At 72.3% G+C, this 18,017-nt stretch carries 17 protein-coding genes; 4 read left to right on the forward strand and 13 right to left on the reverse strand.

Features of this window, described 5'->3' with window-relative positions; all coding sequences use genetic code 11:
• Positions 1-10: 10 nt before the first annotated feature.
• From OG361_RS33840 to OG361_RS33890, 11 genes are all read right to left on the reverse strand, one after another.
• Entirely contained in the window at positions 11-1,306 is a 1,296-nt protein-coding gene (locus OG361_RS33840; RefSeq protein WP_405859643.1) for a polysaccharide lyase family 1 protein, read from the reverse strand.
• Complete coding sequence (locus OG361_RS33845; RefSeq protein ID WP_405859645.1) at positions 1,303-2,124, reverse strand: rhamnogalacturonan acetylesterase; 822 nt, start codon at positions 2,122-2,124, stop codon at positions 1,303-1,305. The genes OG361_RS33840 and OG361_RS33845 overlap by 4 nt, the downstream gene beginning before the upstream one ends.
• The gene (locus tag OG361_RS33850) at positions 2,121-3,461 is read right to left on the reverse strand and encodes an ABC transporter substrate-binding protein (RefSeq protein ID WP_405859647.1); all 1,341 of its coding nucleotides are present in this window, start codon (positions 3,459-3,461) and stop codon (positions 2,121-2,123) included. Before OG361_RS33850 ends, OG361_RS33845 begins: the two co-directional genes overlap by 4 nt.
• A gap of 133 nt (positions 3,462-3,594) precedes the next feature.
• Complete coding sequence (locus OG361_RS33855) at positions 3,595-5,106, reverse strand: family 43 glycosylhydrolase (protein WP_405862592.1); 1,512 nt, start codon at positions 5,104-5,106, stop codon at positions 3,595-3,597.
• Positions 5,107-5,186: 80 nt separating this feature from the next.
• Positions 5,187-6,038, reverse strand: a complete 852-nt coding sequence (locus OG361_RS33860) for a PmoA family protein (RefSeq protein ID WP_405859649.1) — start codon at positions 6,036-6,038, stop codon at positions 5,187-5,189.
• Entirely contained in the window at positions 6,035-7,228 is a 1,194-nt protein-coding gene (locus tag OG361_RS33865) for a Gfo/Idh/MocA family protein (RefSeq protein ID WP_405859651.1), read from the reverse strand. The genes OG361_RS33860 and OG361_RS33865 overlap by 4 nt, the downstream gene beginning before the upstream one ends.
• Positions 7,225-8,124, reverse strand: coding sequence for a carbohydrate ABC transporter permease (locus OG361_RS33870; protein ID WP_405862594.1), 900 nt, complete (start codon positions 8,122-8,124; stop codon positions 7,225-7,227). The genes OG361_RS33865 and OG361_RS33870 overlap by 4 nt, the downstream gene beginning before the upstream one ends.
• A gap of 14 nt (positions 8,125-8,138) precedes the next feature.
• The gene (locus OG361_RS33875) at positions 8,139-9,077 is read right to left on the reverse strand and encodes a carbohydrate ABC transporter permease (protein WP_405859653.1); all 939 of its coding nucleotides are present in this window, start codon (positions 9,075-9,077) and stop codon (positions 8,139-8,141) included.
• Between the two features lie 155 nt (positions 9,078-9,232).
• Positions 9,233-11,062, reverse strand: coding sequence for an L-arabinonate dehydratase (araD, locus tag OG361_RS33880; RefSeq protein WP_405859655.1), 1,830 nt, complete (start codon positions 11,060-11,062; stop codon positions 9,233-9,235).
• Positions 11,059-11,961 (reverse strand): dihydrodipicolinate synthase family protein, encoded by a 903-nt coding sequence (locus OG361_RS33885; protein WP_405859657.1) that lies wholly within the window; start codon positions 11,959-11,961, stop codon positions 11,059-11,061. The genes araD and OG361_RS33885 overlap by 4 nt, the downstream gene beginning before the upstream one ends.
• Before the next feature lie 13 nt (positions 11,962-11,974).
• Positions 11,975-12,625 (reverse strand): GntR family transcriptional regulator, encoded by a 651-nt coding sequence (locus tag OG361_RS33890; RefSeq protein WP_405859659.1) that lies wholly within the window; start codon positions 12,623-12,625, stop codon positions 11,975-11,977.
• Positions 12,626-12,862: 237 nt separating this feature from the next.
• Here OG361_RS33890 and yicI point away from each other — a divergent pair, with 237 nt between their 5' ends.
• The 4 genes from yicI (at position 12,863) to OG361_RS33910 (ending at position 17,258) form a co-directional block, all read left to right on the forward strand.
• Positions 12,863-15,115 (forward strand): alpha-xylosidase, encoded by a 2,253-nt coding sequence (yicI, locus tag OG361_RS33895; protein ID WP_405859661.1) that lies wholly within the window; start codon positions 12,863-12,865, stop codon positions 15,113-15,115.
• Positions 15,116-15,172: 57 nt separating this feature from the next.
• Positions 15,173-15,493: a hypothetical protein gene (locus tag OG361_RS33900; RefSeq protein WP_405859663.1), complete on the forward strand. Its 321-nt coding sequence runs from the start codon at positions 15,173-15,175 to the stop codon at positions 15,491-15,493.
• A 306-nt stretch (positions 15,494-15,799) separates the two neighbouring features.
• Entirely contained in the window at positions 15,800-16,987 is a 1,188-nt protein-coding gene (locus tag OG361_RS33905) for a Cmx/CmrA family chloramphenicol efflux MFS transporter (RefSeq protein ID WP_405859665.1), read from the forward strand.
• 49 nt (positions 16,988-17,036) lie between these two features.
• Complete coding sequence (locus tag OG361_RS33910; RefSeq protein ID WP_405859667.1) at positions 17,037-17,258, forward strand: hypothetical protein; 222 nt, start codon at positions 17,037-17,039, stop codon at positions 17,256-17,258.
• A gap of 51 nt (positions 17,259-17,309) precedes the next feature.
• On the opposite strand, the gene OG361_RS33915 is transcribed toward OG361_RS33910, so the two are convergent.
• Positions 17,310-17,570, reverse strand: coding sequence for a hypothetical protein (locus tag OG361_RS33915; RefSeq protein WP_405859669.1), 261 nt, complete (start codon positions 17,568-17,570; stop codon positions 17,310-17,312).
• Positions 17,567-17,974, reverse strand: coding sequence for a hypothetical protein (locus tag OG361_RS33920; RefSeq protein ID WP_405859670.1), 408 nt, complete (start codon positions 17,972-17,974; stop codon positions 17,567-17,569). Before OG361_RS33920 ends, OG361_RS33915 begins: the two co-directional genes overlap by 4 nt.
• Positions 17,975-18,017: the final 43 nt, after the last annotated feature.

An 18,017-nucleotide genomic window follows, 5' to 3' on the forward strand; every position in this document is an offset into this window, starting at 1 on the left:
GGGGGCGGGCTCAGCGCAGGCGGCCGGCGCCCGCGCGGTGGTCGACGAGGGCGGGGACGGCCCTCGGGTGGTCGACCCGGGTGCGCAGCACGGGCGTCCAGCCGGCGTCCGCGCGCAGGAGCTCCGCGGGGTACTGGGCGTTGTGGACGGCGAGCAGGTCGACCGGGCTGCCGTTGACGTAGTTGCCGGAGGTCGTGACCGGCGCGTCCTTCCACTTCTTCAGGATCAGTCCGGCGGGTACGTCGGAAGCGAGCGTGAACGCGTTCTTCTCGGCGACGAGCTGGGACTCCTGGCCGATGCCCAGGCTGTACACGTAGGACGGACCCGCCACCACGAAGTGGTTGTTGTACGCGTCGACCTGCCCGAAGCGCACCCGGGGCGCCCGCTCCACGACCTTGTCGAAGAGGTTGTGGTGGAGGGTGACGCGCAGCTTGCCCCGGTCGGTGGCGCCGGCGCTGTCGCTGTTGCCGATCATCAGGGTCTTGTCGTGGTCGGTGAAGACGTTCCAGGACGCCGTGACGAGGTCCGCGCCCCGCACGACGTCGAGCTCGCCGTCGTGCTGCTGGTAGACCTCCCCGTAGTACGAGGGCAGCGAACTGTCCGGGTGGGCCCCGTCGGTGAAGGTGTTGTGGTCGATCCAGACGTGGGTGGAGCCGTACACGACGAGGCTGTCGTACTCGGAGTTCCACGCCCCGGTCGCGCCGTCGGTCGGGTCCCACTGGGGGAAGCAGTCGAGCGGGCTCTCCAGCGTCAGGTTGCGGACGATGACGTTGTCCACGCCCTGCACCTGGAGGCTGCCGCCGGTGATCCCCGCGTTCCTCCCGACGCCCACGATCGTGGTGTTGGCGGGCACCTTCACCTTGATCGCCTGCCCCTGCGCCGCGGCGGAGACCGCCCGCAGCTCCTCCTGGGCGCCGCTGACCTCGTTCTCGTACCCCCAGACGGCCGGGTCGTAGTCGGCGAGGTAGCGGGCGAAGTCGTAGCCGGGGGCCTCGAACGCGCCGCAGCCGGCGGCGGTCGCGTTCAGGGTGCCCACCACCTTCACGATGCGGGGCTCCGTGCCGGGCGCTTCGAGCGCGGCCCGGAACTCCTCCCAGGTGGTGACGGTGACGACCCGGGACGCGTCGGCGGCGGAACCGCCGGTGGTGCCGGTGCCCTCGGCCGCCCAGCCGTCACCGGCGGGCAGGGTCGCCCTCGCCGGGTCGGCGGCCGGCCGGTGGCCGGAGTGGGCGCCGGCGGCGGGCGCGGTGACCGTCAGGGCCAGCGCGGTCGCGGCCACGACTCCCAGCTTCTTGCGTCTGTTCACGGTCGACTCTCCTCGGAAACGGGCCAGGTGATCAGGTCGGTGGGGATCTCGTCGTCCAGGCGGCGCGTCTCGCGCGGCGCGAGGACGTGCGTCCGGAGCAGCTCGGCGGCGACGAGGCGGGCGACCTCGATCGCGCCGGGCGGGTTGAAGTGCGTGTTGTCCTGCTCGGTCGCGGTCCAGTTGAAGTACGTCTTCGTGGCCTCGGGGCCGAGCTTCTGCCACAGGGCCAGGGACAGCGCCTCGATGTCGAGCAGCGGGACGTCCGCCTCCAGGGCGGTCTCCCGCATCGCCGCCGGGTACGCGCCGTGGGTGCGCAGGGCCGTGCCGTCGGCGGCGAACTTCCGCCGCTCGACGGAGGTGGCGAGCACCGGAAGGGCGCCCCGGGCCCGCGCGCCCTCGACGAAGACCCGCAGGTTGTCCTGGTAGGTGGTCCACGGCTCGGTGTAGCGGGTGGGGTCGGCGACCTTCTGGTCGTTGTGGCCGAACTGGATCAGGAGCAGGTCGCCGGGGCGGACCGCCGTCAGGATCGCGTCGAGCCGGCCCTCGTCGAGGAAGCTCTTGGTGCTGCGCCCGTTGACCGCGTGGTTGGCGACCGCCAGACCCTTGTGCAGGAAGAAGGGGAGCGCCATGCCCCACCCGGTCTCGGGCGCGGCGTCGGCGTACTTCTGGGCGGCCGTGGAGTCGCCCGCGACGAAGAGGGTGCGCATACGGGGGTGTCCTTGGGTGGGGAGTCCCTGGGAACGGGCGGCGGGCGCCCCGGCCAGGGCGAGCGCGAGGCCCGCCCCGGCCGTGACCACCGCGCGGCGGCCGACGCTCACTTCTTCTGCTGCTTCCACTCGGCCTGGGCCGCGTTCAGCTGCTCGGCGAGGGCGTCGAGGAACTCCTTGGCCGTGGCCTTGCCGAGAAGGACCTTCTGGAACTCGGCCTCGTTGTCCGCCTTGGAGATGGTGTTCCAGTCGGGCAGGTAGTACGGCAGCTGCACGATCGCCGCCTTGCCGCTGAAGAGGACGTCGGCGGCGAGCTTGGTCGGCTCGGCCTCCTGGATCCACGGGTCCTTCGCGGCCTCCGTGTTGGCCGGGATGGCGCCGGCCGACTTGTTCCACTTGCTGTTGGACGCGTGCGAGGCCGCGAACTCGATGAACTTCCAGGCGGCGGCCTTGTTCTTGCTGGAGGAGAAGAGGCCGAGGCCGTCGACCGGGTTGGAGACCTGCACGCGGGTGCCGTCGTCCAGGGTCGGGTTCGGGATGCCCCGGAACTTCTCCGTGCCGAGCGCCTTCACGTGGTCCTGGTACGAGCCCAGGTTGTGGTTGAGCATGCCGATCTCGCCGCTGTCCCACTGGGCGACCATCTTGGTGAAGTCGTTGTTGACGTCGGCGGCCGGGGTGGTCTTCTTGAACAGGCCGGCGTACTTCTCCAGGGCGGCCACGTTCTTCGGGTCGTTGACCGTGGTCCTGTCGCCGTTCCAGAACCCGGTGATGCCGCTCTGGCCGTACATCGCGTCCAGGGCCTGCGCGATGGAGCCGGCGCCGCCGCGGATCGTGTACCCGAACCGGTTCTTGTCCTTGGCGGTGAGCTTCTCGGCCGCCGCGTAGAACGCCGACCAGGTGGTGGGCTCGGCCAGACCGGCCGCCTTGAACAGGTCGGTGCGGTAGTAGAGGACGCCGTTGCTGGCGGAGGTGGGGACCGTGAACAGCTTCTCCTGTCCTCCGGCGGCCCTGACGCTGTCGACCATCCCGGCGTTCAGCTTGCCCTTGAGCGAGCTGCCGTCGACACGTTCGTCCAGCGGCTCCAGGGCGTTCTGCGCGGCGATCCCGGCGAGCATGGCCGCGCCGACGCCGCCGACGTCCGGCAGACCGCCGCCCTGGATGGCGGTGTCGTACTTGGACTGCACCTCCTTGGAGGCCACCCCGACGTACTCCACGTCGATGTCCGGGTTGGCCTTCTCGAAGTCCGCGATGATCTCCTTCCAGACATCGGTGCGGACGCCGCCGTTGTTGTCCCAGAAGGTGATCTTGCCCTTGCCCGATCCCTCCGTGCCCTTGTCGCCGCCCGCGCCGCTGCCGTCGTCACCGCAGGCGGTGGCGGTCAGGGCGAGGACTCCGGTCAGGGCGAGGGCGAGGGCGGCTCTGCGCCGTCCGCCGGGGAAGATGGTCATCGTCGGCTCTCTTCTCTCGGGGTGTTGCGGGGGTGGGGATGGGGATGTGGGGGAGCTCAGGGAGTGGTGCTCAGGGGGAAAGTCGGGGGTGTTCAGGGAGAAAGTCGGGGCTTTTCAGGGGGAGTCGGGGTGTTCAGGCGGTGACGCCGAAGGCGGAGAACACGGCCGTCCCGGCGTGTCCCGCGCCCTCCGGCGCGCCCGCGAACAGGCCGAGCAGCGCGCCGACCCAGCGCCACGGGGTGGCGGCGAACTCCGGCCCGAGCGGGACCGGACCTCCGGTCTCGGCGGAGGAGTACGAGAAGCGGCACCGTGCGTCCGCCGTGACCTCGATCCTCAGCAGGACCCGGTCCCCGCTCACCGGCCGGGAGCGGGCCGCGTCCCGTTCGCGGTCGGCGTTGGCCGGGGCGAAGCGGTGGGTGAGCCGGGCCGTGCCGTCCGGGGCCCGTTCCAGTCCGATCCACGCGTAGGCGTCGCCGAGGACGACGAGGCCCGCGCGGGCTCCGGCCGCCTCGGCATCGAGCCGCAGCCCGACCTCGACCGTGTGGGCCCGGGCCGGCAGCCGCTGCGTGAGCACGTGCGGCACGCTCCGCAGGTCGTCGAGCCGGTCCGTACGCACGCAGCCGAGGCGCAGGCCGTCGCCCGAGTGCTGGGTCGCCCAGCCCTCGTCCGGGTTGGCGGTCCACTGCCACTGGCGGCCGAACCGCCCGCCGGGGAAGGTGTCGTCGACCACCGGCCGTGAGGGCGGCTGCTCCGGCAGGTCCGGCTTGCGGTGGACGCGGACGGGGGCGCCGCCGTCGCCGAGGACGGGCCAGCCGTCCGCACCCCAGCGCATCGGCTGGAGGTGGACCGGCCGGCCGTGCGCGCCCGACTGCTGGAAGTGCAGGAACCAGTCCTCGCCGCGCTGGGTGCGCACCCAGCCGCCCTGGTGGGGGCCGTTGACGTCGGTGTCGCCCTGCGCGAGGACGGTCCGCTCCTCGTACGGGCCGAAGAACGACCGGGACCGGAAGGCGCCCTGCCAGCCGGTGGCCACGCCGCCGGCCGGGGCGAGGATCCAGAACCAGCCGTCGTGCCGGTACAGCTTCGGGCCCTCCAGGGTGAACCAGCCCGGGATCAGGTCGGCGTCCACCACGACCCGGCCCTCGTCGAGGACCTTCGTGCCGTCCGGGCTCATCCGGTGCCCGGTGAGCCGGTTGTTGAAGCCGGCGCGGGACTTGGCCCAGGCGTGCACGAGGTACGCCTCACCGGACTCCTCGTCCCACAGGGGGCAGGCGTCGATCAGCCCGCGTCCCGCCTTCACCAGGTGCGGGGCGGTCCACGGCCCCCGCACCGAAGGGGAGTTGACCTGGAAGATCCCGTGGTCGGGATCGCCCCAGAAGATCCAGAACCGGCCGTCGTGGTGGCGCAGGGAGGGCGCCCAGACCCCCCGGTCGTGCCGGGGCGTCGTGAACGCGGCGGCCGGTTCGAGCCGCTCCAGGGCGTGGCCCACGATGGTCCAGTTGACCAGGTCCCGGGAGTGCAGCAGCGGCAGTCCGGGGGCCCGGCCGAAGCTGGACGCCGTCAGGTAGTAGTCCTCGCCGACCCGGACGAGGTCCGGGTCCGACCAGTCCGCCGCGAGGACCGGATTGCGGTACGTGCCGTCGCCCAGGTCACCGGTGGCGGCCGTGCCGGCGGCCGTGCCCCCGGCAGGGCCCGCGGCCGTGCCCCCGGCTCCGATCGCGGCCCCGCTCACGTGGCCACCGCCTTGCGGACCAGGGCGGCGGCACCGGCGCGGTCGAGCCGGCCGTCGGCGACGACGGTGACCACCCGGCGTACGAAGGTCTCCCCGGCGGCCACCGGCAGCCGGCCGTCGTGGGCGAGGGACGAACCCACGCCCGGGTACTCGGCGGCGCGGACGAACCACGGGTCGCGGCGGGTCCCTTCGGTCGCCCCGGCGAAGACCAGGGTCCAGCCCTCGCCCACGAGCGCCACCCAGTCCGAGCGGGCGCCGTGCACCGCCTCCTCGCCGGTGGCGTGGGTGTGCCCGCCGAACACGACCGGCGCCGTCGCCTCCTTCGGCGCGCGCCAGAAGAAGCCGCCGTACGCGGCCCCCGGCCGTCCGTTGGTGGCGGGGCTGCCGATCGACAGCTCCCGCCCCGACACGTTGGCCAGGGAGAAGGTGAGGTCGAGCGCCCAGGCGGAGTCGGTGAGGGCGGTGGCCGCCACGGTCCGGTGCTCGCGCAGCAGGCGCTCACCGCCCGCCGTCCAGCTCAGTTCCTCCACGAAGCCGTCCGGGTCGCACAGCTTGAACCCGTCGTGGCGCTGCGTGCCGTGGTTGTCGAGCTCGACGGAGCCGCGGTCGCGGACGAAGGTGCGCCCGCCCCAGAAGTTGTGCCCCGCGACGTCGGCGACGGCTACCCCCGCCCCCAGGTGGTGCGGGTGGTCCGCGGGCACGGTCTCGGTCACCACCCGCCCGGTGAGGGTGGTCACGGGGTGCAGATACGGCCGGGGCGCGTGGTCGAGGGCCAGCTCGGGCCGGGTGGTGTAGCGGGCGACGGTGCGGCCCGCGCAGCGCAGGAGGGTCGGCGGTTCGGCGTTCATCGGGCCTCCGCCCGGATCGACGGCGCCCAGGCGGCGCCGAGTTCGGAGAAGAGCCGGAGCTCGTCGGCGCTCGCGTCGACCAGGGCGTCGACCCCGTCGACGACCCGGCGGGGCGCGCTCTCGCCGGGCTCGCTGTGCCAGTGCGCGGCGGGCACCTCCAGCGGGTCGGGAGCCGTACGGACCGCCTCGACGACCCGCATGAAGGCCCCGGTCTCCGCCGGCGGCACCCACAGCGGTTCGCCGTCGGTCACATGGGCGACGAGGTTCTCCAGGAGGTCGGTCCGCCCGTACTCGGTCTCCACCGGGCCGTGTCCGGCCCGCTGGACGAGGACCCGGTCCTGCCGGTACCAGAAGGTGATCCGGCCCTGGCTGCCGTGGACGACGACGTACGGCTCCGAGGACTTCTCGGCGCAGAGCGTCACCGCCACCGTCACCTGGGTGCCGGCGGTGGTGACGACCCGTACGCCTGAGGTGTCGTCGGACTCGATGGCGTTGGCGTGGAGCAGCTCGGTCTCGATGTGCTCGACGTCCTCGGCCCGGGTGGAGCCGGAGAGCGCCAGCGCGGTGGCGACGGCGTGCGCGAGGGGGTTGGTGAGTGCCCCGTCGACGACGTCGACACCGTCGAGGCGCCGGTGGCCCGCCCAGGGCGCGCGCCGGAAGTAGGCCTCGTCGCGGACCCAGGCCCCGGCTCCGCCGACGCCGAGGAGTTCGCCGATCGCGCCCTCCTCGATCAGCCGGCGGATCGCGGGGACCGCGTGCGAGCCGAGCGACTGGAAGCCGATCTGGCAGGCCACCCCGGCCGCCGCGACCCCGTCGGCCATCCTGCGGAACTCGGCGAACGAGGGGGCGGGCGGCTTCTCCAGGAGGATGTGCGCCCCGTGCCGGGCGGCAGCGAGCGTCATGTCGGTGTGGGTCTGGATGGGCGTGCTGAGCACGGCGATCCGGGCGCCGGTGGAGGCGAGGAGCGCCTCGAAGTCGGCGGACTGCTCCGGGTCCCCGATGCCGTCCAGCTCGGCCGCGTCGAGCGGGCGCAGCTCGCAGATCCCGGCGAGGCGGACGAGCCCCCGCTCTTCGAGGCGGCGGATGTTGAGGAGGTGGCTGCGGCCGTGGCCGCGGGCGCCGGCCAGGACGACGGGCAGCGGGGTGCGTACGGTGTTCATGTCTTCCTTGCGCGGGTGGTTGCTGTTCATCCCTTCACCGCCCCGGCGCTGAAACCGGTGACCAGCCACTTCTGGATGAAGCCGAAGACGATGACCACGGGGACGGCGGCGATGACCCCGCCCGCCGCGAGCGCGCCGAGGTCGACGCTGTCGGCGCCCATGAGGGTGTTGAGGCCGACGGGGATGGTCTGCTTGTCCTGGCTGCTGAGGAACATCAGGGCGAAGAGGAAGTGGTTCCAGGCGTGGACGAAGGCGAAGGAGCCGACGGCGACCAGGCCGGGCCGCAGCAGGGGCAGGACGACGATCCGGAAGGCGTGGAACCGGTTGCAGCCGTCGACCCAGGCGGCCTCCTCCAGGGAGTACGGCACGTTCCTGATGAAGCCGCTGATGAGGATCATCGAGAGCGGCAGCTGGAAGACGGTCTCGGCGATGATGACCGAGCCGATCGAGTTGATCATCCGCAGCTCGGCGAAGATCTGGAAGAGCGGGACGAGCAGCAGGGCGCCCGGCACGAACTGGGAGCAGAGCAGGGCCAGCATGAAGCCCTTCTTGATCCGGAAGTCGAAGCGGGCGAGGGCGTAACCGCCGGCCAGGGCGACGACCGTGGTCATCACGAGCACCGCGACACCGATGAGCAGGCTGTTCTGGAAGAAGACGGCGAAGCTGCGCTCCGTCCACACCTTCTCGAAGTGCTCGGTGGTCATCGGCCAGGGCAGGAGCGAGGTGGAGCCGGCCGGCCGCACGGCGAACAGCAGGATCCAGTAGAAGGGGACGAGGGTGAAGACGAGGTAGATCCCGAGGGGCAGATAGATCTGCCAGCGGGGGACCTCGTCCCAGGCCGGGCGGCGCTTGCGGCCGGCGGCCGGCGGGGTCCGGTCGGGGGGCGGTGGTGCCTGCGCGGCCCCGGGGGCGGGCGCGGCGGTCAGGGTGGACTCGGCTGTCACTTGCCGTCGCCTCCGAACTTGCTCAGGCGCAGATAGACCATCGAGCAGAAGAGAAGGATCACGAACGCCACCGTGGTGAGGGCGGAGGCGTATCCGAAGTTGTGGGCGTCGACGCTGGTGTGGGCGATGTACAGCGGGAGGGTCGTCGTCTCGCCCGCGGGTCCGCCGCCGGTCAGCGTGTAGAGCAGGTCGACGTTGTTGAACTCCCACACCGCGCGCAGCAGCGTGGACAGCACGATCGCGTCCCGGATGTGGGGGAGCGTGATGTGCAGGAACTGGCGGACCCGGCCCGCCCCGTCGACCTCGGCCGCCTCGTACAGGTCCTTCGGTACGGACTGGAGGTCGGCGAGGATGAGGATGGCGAAGAACGGGACCCCGCGCCAGAGGTCGGCGACGATCGCCGCGGGGAAGACGGTCGAGGTGTCCGAGAGCAGGGACGTGCCGTACTCGCCGAGGCCCAGGTCCGCGAGGTAGCGCGTGATACCGGTCTGGGAGTTGTAGAGCAGCACCCAGATCGCGGAGGTCAGCACGCCCGAGACCGCCCACGGCGAGAAGACGAGGGCCCGGCCCAGGCTGCGTCCCACGAAGGTCTGGTTCACGATGAGGGCGAGGGCGAGGCCGAAGAGGAGCTGGAGGGTCACCTCGACCACGACCCACTTGAGGCTGAAGGACAGCGTGCCCCAGAACTGCGGGTCGTCGGTGAAGATCCGGGTGAAGTTCTCCAGTCCCGCGAAGCCGTTCCGCCAGGGCTTCGTGGGGTTGTAGTCCTGGAGGCTGTAGTAGAAGACGCTGAGCACCGGGTAGGCGATGAAGCCCAGCATCAGCAGGCCGGCGGGGGCGATCAGGAGATACGGCAGTCGGCGGGGGGCCGCTCCCGTGCGGCGGCGCCCCCGTGCCGTTTCGGCCTGGGGCGGTGGGGTCACAGCTGAGGCCATGACGGCGGCTCCGTTCTCGGTGAAGCGCTTCGCGAACGACGTTCGAGATTTCGGACAGGTGGGGCGAGGAGGAGTCTCGCGTGGAGCGAGGGGGGTCTCGCGTGGGACGAGGGGGAGTCTCGCGTGGGGCTCTGACGGTGCTTCGGGTGGCGGGGTCAGCCCGCGTACGGATCGGGGGTGGTTCCCGGCCGGGCCAGGAACGCGAAGTCGCAGCCGGTGTCGGCCTGGGAGATCTGCTCCATGTACAGCGCGCCGTAGCCGCGCTCGTACCGGGCCGGCGGTGGCGTCCACCCGGCCCTGCGGCGGTCCAGCTCCTCGTCCGTGACGTGCAGATGGAGGGAGCGTGCCGCGACGTCGAGGGTGATCGTATCGCCCGTACGGACGAGGGCAAGGGGTCCGCCGACATGGGACTCGGGCGCCACGTGCAGCACACAGGCCCCGTAGCTCGTCCCGCTCATCCTGGCGTCGGAGATCCGGACCATGTCCTTCACCCCCTGCTCCAGGAGGTACGAGGGGATCGGCAGCATCCCGTACTCCGGCATGCCCGGACCGCCCTTGGGGCCCGCGCCGCGCAGCACGAGGACATGGTCCGCTGTGATGCCGAGCGCCGGGTCGTCGATGGTCCGCTGCATGGACCGGTAGTCGTCGAAGACGACCGCGGGACCCGTGTGCTTCAGCAGCCGCGGCTCGGCCGCGATGTGCTTGATGACCGCGCCGTCCGGGCAGAGGTTGCCGCGGAGCACCGCCACCCCGCCCTCGGCCGTCAGCGGCCTGGCCCGGTCGCGGATCACGTCGTCGTCGTGCACGAGGGCGCCGGCGAGCTGTTCGCGCAGCGTGGCGTGGGAGACCGTCGGCCGGTCCAGGTGCAGCACGTCGGTGAGCCGTGAGAGGAAGCCCGGCATCCCGCCCGCGAAGTGGAAGTCCTCCATGAGGTACCGCCCACCGGGCCGCAGGTTCGCGAGGACCGGGACGGTCCGCGCGATCCGGTCGAAGTCGTCGAGCGTGAGCTTCACCCCGGAGCGCCCGGCCATCGCGATCAGGTGGATCACCGCGTTGGTCGAACCGCCGAGCGCCAGGACGGCGGCGACCGCGTCCTCGTACGCCTCCCGGGTCAGCAGCCGCGAGAGCCGCAGGTCCTCTTGTACGAGCTCCACGATCCGCAGCCCCGAGGCCGCGGCCATCCGGTCGTGGCCCGAGTCCACCGCCGGCACCGATGAGGCGCCGGGCACGGTCACGCCCAGGGTCTCCGCCGCGGCGGTGAGCGTGGAGGCCGTCCCCATCGTCATGCAGTGGCCGGGGGAACGGGCCAGACCGTTCTCCAGCTCGGCCATCTCGCAGTCGCCGATCCGCCCGGCCCGCTTCTCGTCCCAGTACTTCCACATGTCCGTACCGGAGCCGAGGGTCTCGCCCCGCCAGTGGCCGGGCAGCATCGGACCGGCCGGTACGAAGACGGTCGGCAGGTCGACGGAGGCGGCGCCCATGAGCAGCGCGGGGGTCGTCTTGTCGCAGCCGCCCATCAGCACCGCCCCGTCCACCGGGTAGGAGCGGAGCAGCTCCTCCGTCTCCAGGGCGAGGAGGTTGCGGTAGAGCATCGGGGTCGGCTTCTGGAAGGTCTCCGAGAGGGTGGAGACCGGGAACTCCAGCGGGAAGCCGCCCGCCTGCCACACCCCGCGCTTCACGGCCTGCGCGCGGTCGCGCAGATGGACGTGGCACGGGTTGATGTCGGACCAGGTGTTGAGGATCGCGATCACCGGCTTGCCGAGGTGCTCCTCGGGCAGGTAGCCGAGCTGGCGGGTGCGGGCGCGGTGGCTGAACGAGCGCAGCCCGTCGGTGCCGTACCACTGGTGGCTGCGCAGCTCCTCGGGGCGCCTGTGCCTGGCGGCGCTCGCGTCGGTGCCGGTGCCGGTGCCGTTGCCGGTGCCTGTGTCTGTGTCTGTGTCAGCGCTGTCGCGGGGGCTCTCGCCGCCGCTGTCGTCGGTGCTCATACCGGCCAGCCGGCGGCTATCGCGGCGACCTCGGCCCGCTCGCTCTCCGGGAGTTCCCGGCTCGGCGGGCGGATGTCGCGGCGGCACAGTCCGAGGGAGGCGAGGGCCTCCTTGACCACGGTCACGTTGTCGGCGCTGCCGTTCGCCGCGCGCAGCTCCTCGAAGCGGCGGATCCGCTCCCACACCTTCATCGCGGTCGGGTAGTCGCCGGCCCGCAGCGCGTGCAGCATCTCCAGGGAGAGTGCGGGGGAGACGTTGACGAGGCCGGACGTGAAGCCGGTCGCGCCGCTCGCGAAGTAGGAGGGGGCGTACGGCTCGGCGAGGCCCGCCACCCACACGAAGCGGTCGAGGCCCGCGTCACGGGCGAAGCCGGCGAACCGGGACGCGTCCGGGACGGCGTACTTCACGCCGACGACGTTGGGGCAGGCGGCGCCGAGCTCGGCGAGCCGGACCCCGCTCAGCAGCGGGTTGCGGATGTACGGGACGACGCCGAGCTCCGGTACGGCCTCGGCGATGGCCCGGTGGTAGGCGACCCAGCCGCTCTCGGAGACGTACGGGTGCACGGGCTGGTGCACCATCAGCATGTGGGCCCCGGTGGCGCGGGCGTGCCGGGCGGCCTCCACGGCGGTCGGCACGTCGTGGCCGACGCCGACCAGGATCACGGCGCGGTCCCCGGCCTCCTCGACGGTCGCCTCCGTGAGGGAGCGGCGCTCCTCGGGGGTGAGGGCGTAGAACTCGCCGGTGTTGCCGTTCGGCGTGAGGGTGCGCACGCCGCCGTCGAGCAGCCGGCGCAGCAGCGCGCGGTGCGCGGCGGTGTCGACCGAACCGTCCTCGGCGAACGGGGTGACGGGGATGGCCACCACATCGGCGAGGGCGCCCCTCAGGGTCTCGAAATCCATGCTCACTCGGTGCTCACTCGCTGTTCTGGGGGGACTGGGGGAAGGCGCGCTCGACGAACGAGGCGATGTGGTCGTGCACGGCCCGGCCGGCCCCGTCGACATCGCCCGCGGCGGCGAGCCGCAGGATCTCCTCGTGCTCCGCGGCCTCGCGCTCCCAGGAGGGGACGGCGGCCCAGGCGACCGTGGAGACCAGCGCGGCCTGGTCGCGGACCTCGTCGAGCATCCGGCCGAGCAGCGGATTGCCACAGGGCAGGTAGAGCGCGCGGTGGAAGTCCCGGTTGGCCAGGGACCGTTCGGCCGGGTCCTCGGCCCCGGCGGCCCGGCGCAGCGCCTCGTGCGCCGCGTCGAGCGGGGCGGCGGAGGCGACGGCGCGGCGGACCGCCTCGGGCTCCAGGAGCAGGCGGACGTCGTAGACCGCCCGGGCCATGTCCGCGTCGACCATCCGGACCGTGACGCCCTTGTACTGGCTCATCACCACGAGACCGCTGCCCGCGAGGGTCTTCAGCGCCTCGCGCACCGGGGTCTTCGAGACCCCGAAGCGCGCGGCGAGTTCGGTCTCCACGAGCGCCTGGCCGGGTCTGAGCCCTCCGGTGAGGATGTCGTGCTTGATCGCTTCCAGGACGTACTGGGTGCGGGAGGGGATGGGACTGGGGGCGAAGGCCATGGAGCACTCTCAGATCTCGTGTATCGCGTCTCATATATGACGTACGAAGTGCAACGGGCATGAAACTAAGGCCGCGTTCATGTTTCGTCAATGCTTCGCGCAAGCGTTTTCTACGGTGGGGGCTCCGGGCTCCGCGGAAGCGGTCCAGCTGTCCGTGGGGCTGGTTCGCTCTTTTGTTTTCTGGGATAACTATTGAGGGCTCGGTGCAGCCCTCCCCACCCACCCCCAAGGACCAGCATGAAGTTCACCGACGGCTTCTGGCTGATGCGCGAGGGCGTCCACGCCTCGTACGCCACCGAAGTCCGCGACCTGCGCGCCGAAGCCGACCGCTTCACCGCCTACGCCTCCGTCAAGCGGGTCGCCACCCGCGGCGACACCCTGAACTCGGCCCTCCTCACGGTGGAGTGCCACGCGCCCGCCGAGGGCGTGATCGGCGTCCGTGTCACCCACCACGCCGGAAAGGCCCACCGAGGCCCCGACTTCGCACTCACCGTCGGCGACTCCCCGGCCGGAACCGTGCGGGAGGACGGCCCGGTCGTCGAGCTCGCCTCCGGGCCGCTGCGGCTGCGCCTGGACCGCTCGGCGCCCTGGACGCTGGGCTTCAGCGACACGGAGGGCAGGCCCCTCACCGAGGCGGGCCGCAAGGGCACCGCCTTCGTCACCACCGCCGACGGTTCCCACCACATGGCGGTCCAGCTCGCGCTCGGCGTCGGAGAGCAGATCTACGGCCTCGGCGAGCGCTTCACCCCCTTCGTGAAGAACGGCCAGAGCGTCGACGTCTGGCAGGCCGACGGCGGCACCAGCAGCGAACAGGCCTACAAGAACATCCCCTTCTACCTCTCCTCGCGCGGCTACGGCGTCTTCGTCAACCACCCCGGACGGGTCTCCTTCGAGGTCGGCTCGGAGGCCGTCGGCCAGGTCCAGTTCAGCGTCGAGGACCAGAGCCTGGAGTACTTCGTCGTGGCGGGCCCGACGCCCAAGGAGGTGCTCGCCCGCTACACCGCGCTCACCGGCCGTCCGGCCCTGCCCCCGCCCTGGTCGTTCGGTCTCTGGCTCACCACCTCCTTCACCACCCGCTACGACGAGGCGACCGTCACCTCCTTCGTCGACGGCATGGCGGAGCGCGACATCCCGCTCTCCGTCTTCCACTTCGACTGCTTCTGGATGCGCGAGTACCAGTGGTCGGACTTCCGCTGGGACCCCGAGACCTTCCCCGACCCGGCCGGCATGCTCGCCCGGCTCAAGGCGCGCGGCCTGCGCGTCGGTATGTGGATCAACCCGTACATCGCGCAGAAGTCCGCCCTCTTCGAGGAGGGGGTGGCCGGCGGCTATCTGGTGCGGCGGCCCGACGGTGACATCTGGCAGTGGGACCTCTGGCAACCCGGCATGGCCCTGGTCGACTTCACCAACCCCGAGGCCCGCGCCTGGTTCCAGGACCGGCTGCGACCCCTCCTCGCCCAGGGCGTCGACTGCTTCAAGACCGACTTCGGGGAGCGCGTGCCGACGGACGTCGTCTGGCACGACGGATCGGACCCCGAGCGGATGCACAACTACTACGCCCAGCTCTACAACCGGACCGTCTTCGAGCTCCTGGAGAAGGAGCGCGGCGCCGGCGAGGCCGTGCTCTTCGCCCGCTCCGCGACCGCCGGGGGCCAGCAGTTCCCCGTCCACTGGGGCGGCGACTGCTGGGCCTCCTTCGAGGCCATGGCCGAGTCGCTGCGCGGCGGACTCTCGCTCTCCCTGAGCGGCTTCGGCTTCTGGAGCCACGACATCGGCGGCTTCGAGGGCACGCCGGAACCGGAGGTGTTCACGCGCTGGCTCGCCTTCGGGCTCCTCTCCTCGCACAGCAGACTGCACGGCAGCGACTCCTACCGGGTGCCGTGGGAGTTCGGCGAGGAGGCCGTCGAGGTCGCCCGCCGCTTCACCCGGCTCAAGCACCGGCTCATGCCGTACCTGTACGGGGTGGCCGCCGAGGCCCACGCGACGGGCGTCCCCGTCATGCGCCCGATGCTCCTGGAGTTCCCCGGCGACCCGGCCTGCCGGACCCTGGACCGGCAGTACATGCTCGGCCCCGACCTGCTCGTGGCCCCGGTCCTGACGGCCGGTGGAGAGGTGGAGGTGTACCTGCCGGAAGGGGAGTGGACCCACCTCCTCACGGGCGAGACGGTGACAGGACCCGGCTGGCGGCACGAGACCCACGACCTGCACGGCCTCCCGCTGTACGTCCGCCCCGGCGCCGTCCTGCCCCTGGGCGCGGACGACTCCCGCCCGGACGGTGCCTGGCTCGACGGCCTGACGCTCCTGGTGGCCCCGGGCGGCCCGGTCGGCGGTACGGTCACGGTCACCGTCCCGGACCACGGGGGCGCTCCGGCCGCGGTCTACCGGGTGATGAGTACGTCGGAGGGCCCGCGCGCGGAGGCGACCGGTACGGAACTCCCGTACGAGGTGAGGAGCCTGGGGACGGGGCCGGGGGAGTCGCCAGGCGTGTGACCCGGGACGGGACCCGCGGTCTCGTCGCGTGGTCCGTGCTGTCCCTATGATCCGGCCATGACGACAGCGACGAACGCCACCCGCCCGTGCGCCTGCGGGAGTTACTCCTACCTGGTGCTCCTCCACGAGACCCCGCACGGCGACCGGACCTGGGAGCCCCGGACGACCCGGTGCACCGGCACGACCCAGAGCACGTACGCCCAGGGCCACGACGCCAAGCTGCGGAAGTTCCTGGTCGAGGCGGGCGTGGCCGGGGTCCAGGTCCGCAAGACGGAGGAGAAGGTCGTCGTCGAGCGGGACGCGGTGCGGATCGCCGACGACCTCGGGTGGGGGGACGACGTCCGCCAGGCGGTCGAGAAGGGCAGGAGCGAGGCCTGAGCCCCGACCGCGCACCGGTCGTGCCCGTGCGGGAAAACGCCGTGTCCACGCTCGCGGCGGTCGGGTAACCTGCTCCGCATGTCGAGCCCCGAAGCATCCAGGGTGGGGGCTTTCGGTCACGCCGTCAGCCCCCTGAACCCCTGAATCCCGGAGACTTCAGCCGAGTCCACAGCTGGGTCCACCGCTCCTCCGCGGTCCGCCGCACGCCCTGTGCGCCGTGCGCGGCCGGAGGAGCGTGTCCGTGGGTGCTGACCGCGGTGACGAGACGAGTCCTCTCGTGCTTCTCCTCACCCCGGAGCCACCTCGATGCCTCTCCCGCTCTACCTGCTCGCCCTGGCGGTCTTCGCCATGGGCACCTCCGAATTCATGCTCGCCGGCCTGCTGCCGGACATCGCCGCCGAGCTCGACGTCACGGTCGGGACCGCAGGACTCCTCACCTCGGCCTTCGCCGCGGGGATGGTCCTGGGCGCCCCGCTCATGGCCGGGCTCGCCCGCGGCCGGTCCGGGCGGACCGGACTCCTCGCCTTCGTCGTCCTGTTCCTGGCCGCCCATGTCGTCGCCGCCCTCACCACGAGCTTCCCGGTCCTGCTCACCACCCGGGTGGTCGCCGCCCTCGCGAACGCGGGGTTCCTCGCCGTCGCCCTGACGACCGCCGCCGCGCTCGTCCTGCCCGAGCGGAAGGGCCGCGCGCTCGCCGTCCTGCTCTCGGGCACGACCGTGGCCACGATCGCCGGGGTTCCGGGCGGCGCGCTGGTCGGCGAGCTGTTCGGGTGGCGGTCCGCCTTCTGGGCCGTCGCCGCGCTCTGCCTCCCGGCCGCCCTCGGCATCGTGCGGGGCGTCCCCGCACACTCCGCACAGGAGGACGGGGCAGGCCGGCCCGCCCTGCGGGCCGAACTCGCGCGGCTCGGGAGCCCGCGGCTGCTCCTGGTCATGCTGCTCGGCGCCCTGGTGAACGCCGCGACCTTCGGCAGCTTCACCTTCCTCGCGCCCCTCGTGACGGGGACGACCGGTCTCGGAGGGCTGTGGATCCCCGTCGTCCTGGTGCTCTTCGGCGCCGGTTCCTTCGCCGGGGTCACCGTCGCGGGGCGGCTGGCCGACCGGCGCCCCGGGCTCGTCCTCGCGGCCGGCGGGCCGCTGCTGGTCCTCGGCTGGCCCGTCCTCGCTGTCCTCGCCGAGCGTCCGTTCGCGGTGCTGGTCCTCGTGTTCGTGCTGGGCGCCCTGTCGTTCGCGCTGGGCGCCACCCTGATCACACGGGTCCTGTACGAGGCGGCGGGAGCCCCCACCATGGCCGGCGCGTTCGCGACGGCCGCGCTCAACACCGGGGCCGCCGTCGGCCCGCTCGTCGCCGCGAGCACTCTCGGCACAGCGGCCGGTGACCGTGGGCCGTTCTGGGCCAGCGGGCTGCTCGTCGCGGTCGCGGCGGTCGTCGCTCTCGCCTGCCGGAGGGTGGTCGCGACCGACCACCGGAGCCCCCCGGTGGCGGCTACCGCGTGACGCGGAAGGGCCCTCCTCCCCAGTACGGGGGAGGGCCTACGCTCGTCCCGTGACCGATACCCCTGAGCACTGGACCGTCCGCCACTTCTCCCAGGCCAACCCGTCGGGTCCGGGCTGCGACAGCGTCCCGGCGCTCCTGCGGCGCCTCGCCGACACCATCGACGGCCTCGGGCCCGTCGAGATCCAGGACGTGGTGCTCCATGAGGAGATGACCGAGCACGGCTCTTGGCGATCGGGCACGGTCTACTACCACCTGCCGGAAGACGACTGACACAGCCCGGGGGCGGAACGGTGATCGGCGAGGCGGCGCCGGCGTCCGTTGTCAGCCACTGCCTTCCTCGCGCGCGGCCTCGGTGGTCACCAGCGCGATGTACTCCAGGCGGACGGCGAAGGTGGTGTGCCCCGTGGCCGCGGTGTGCGACTCGCACCCGACCGCACCGGTCCCGGGCTGCGGTGTCGGCTCCGACTCCCATGGGCATCCACCGTCCATGCAGCGTGCGCTCAGGGTGAGCTCGGACTCCGGGCCTGGGTACCGGCCCATGCGATAGACCGGCACCGTGGTCACCGCTGCCGCCGGGGTCATGGCAGCTTCCGGGGAAGCGTCGACTTCGGCTCGTCGTGCGGGTGGTTCCGGATCTCGACCCGGAAGTCCGCCGCCGCCGAATGGTCGTGCGTCCGGAGGTGGTGCCGCTCCCGCTCGGCGGCGATCGCGCACGTGACGCAGCCCGGAGCCGGCACGGCGGGCGGCACGAGATCCACCGAGAGCACCACCGGAGGCTCCGGACAGGTCCGCGGGCGGGGTGCCGCCGTGACCGGGGTGGTGAGTACGCGGATCAGCGCGCGCTCGTCCTCGGTCGGCCGGCGCAACTCGGACGGTGCCGCCGTCCACGCGGTTCCTCCGCCCGGCCGTTGCAGGTGGACGAACTCGCCGTCCCAGGCGGTCACCTTCCCGAGGCGGAGCTGTCCCTCGGGTGTGTCTGCGGCCATGAACGTTCCGAGATCAGGGACCGGGGCTGGGCGGTCGCTTTCG

It is taken from the genome of Streptomyces sp. NBC_00090, assembly GCF_045160815.1.
GTDB lineage: Bacteria > Actinomycetota > Actinomycetes > Streptomycetales > Streptomycetaceae > Streptomyces.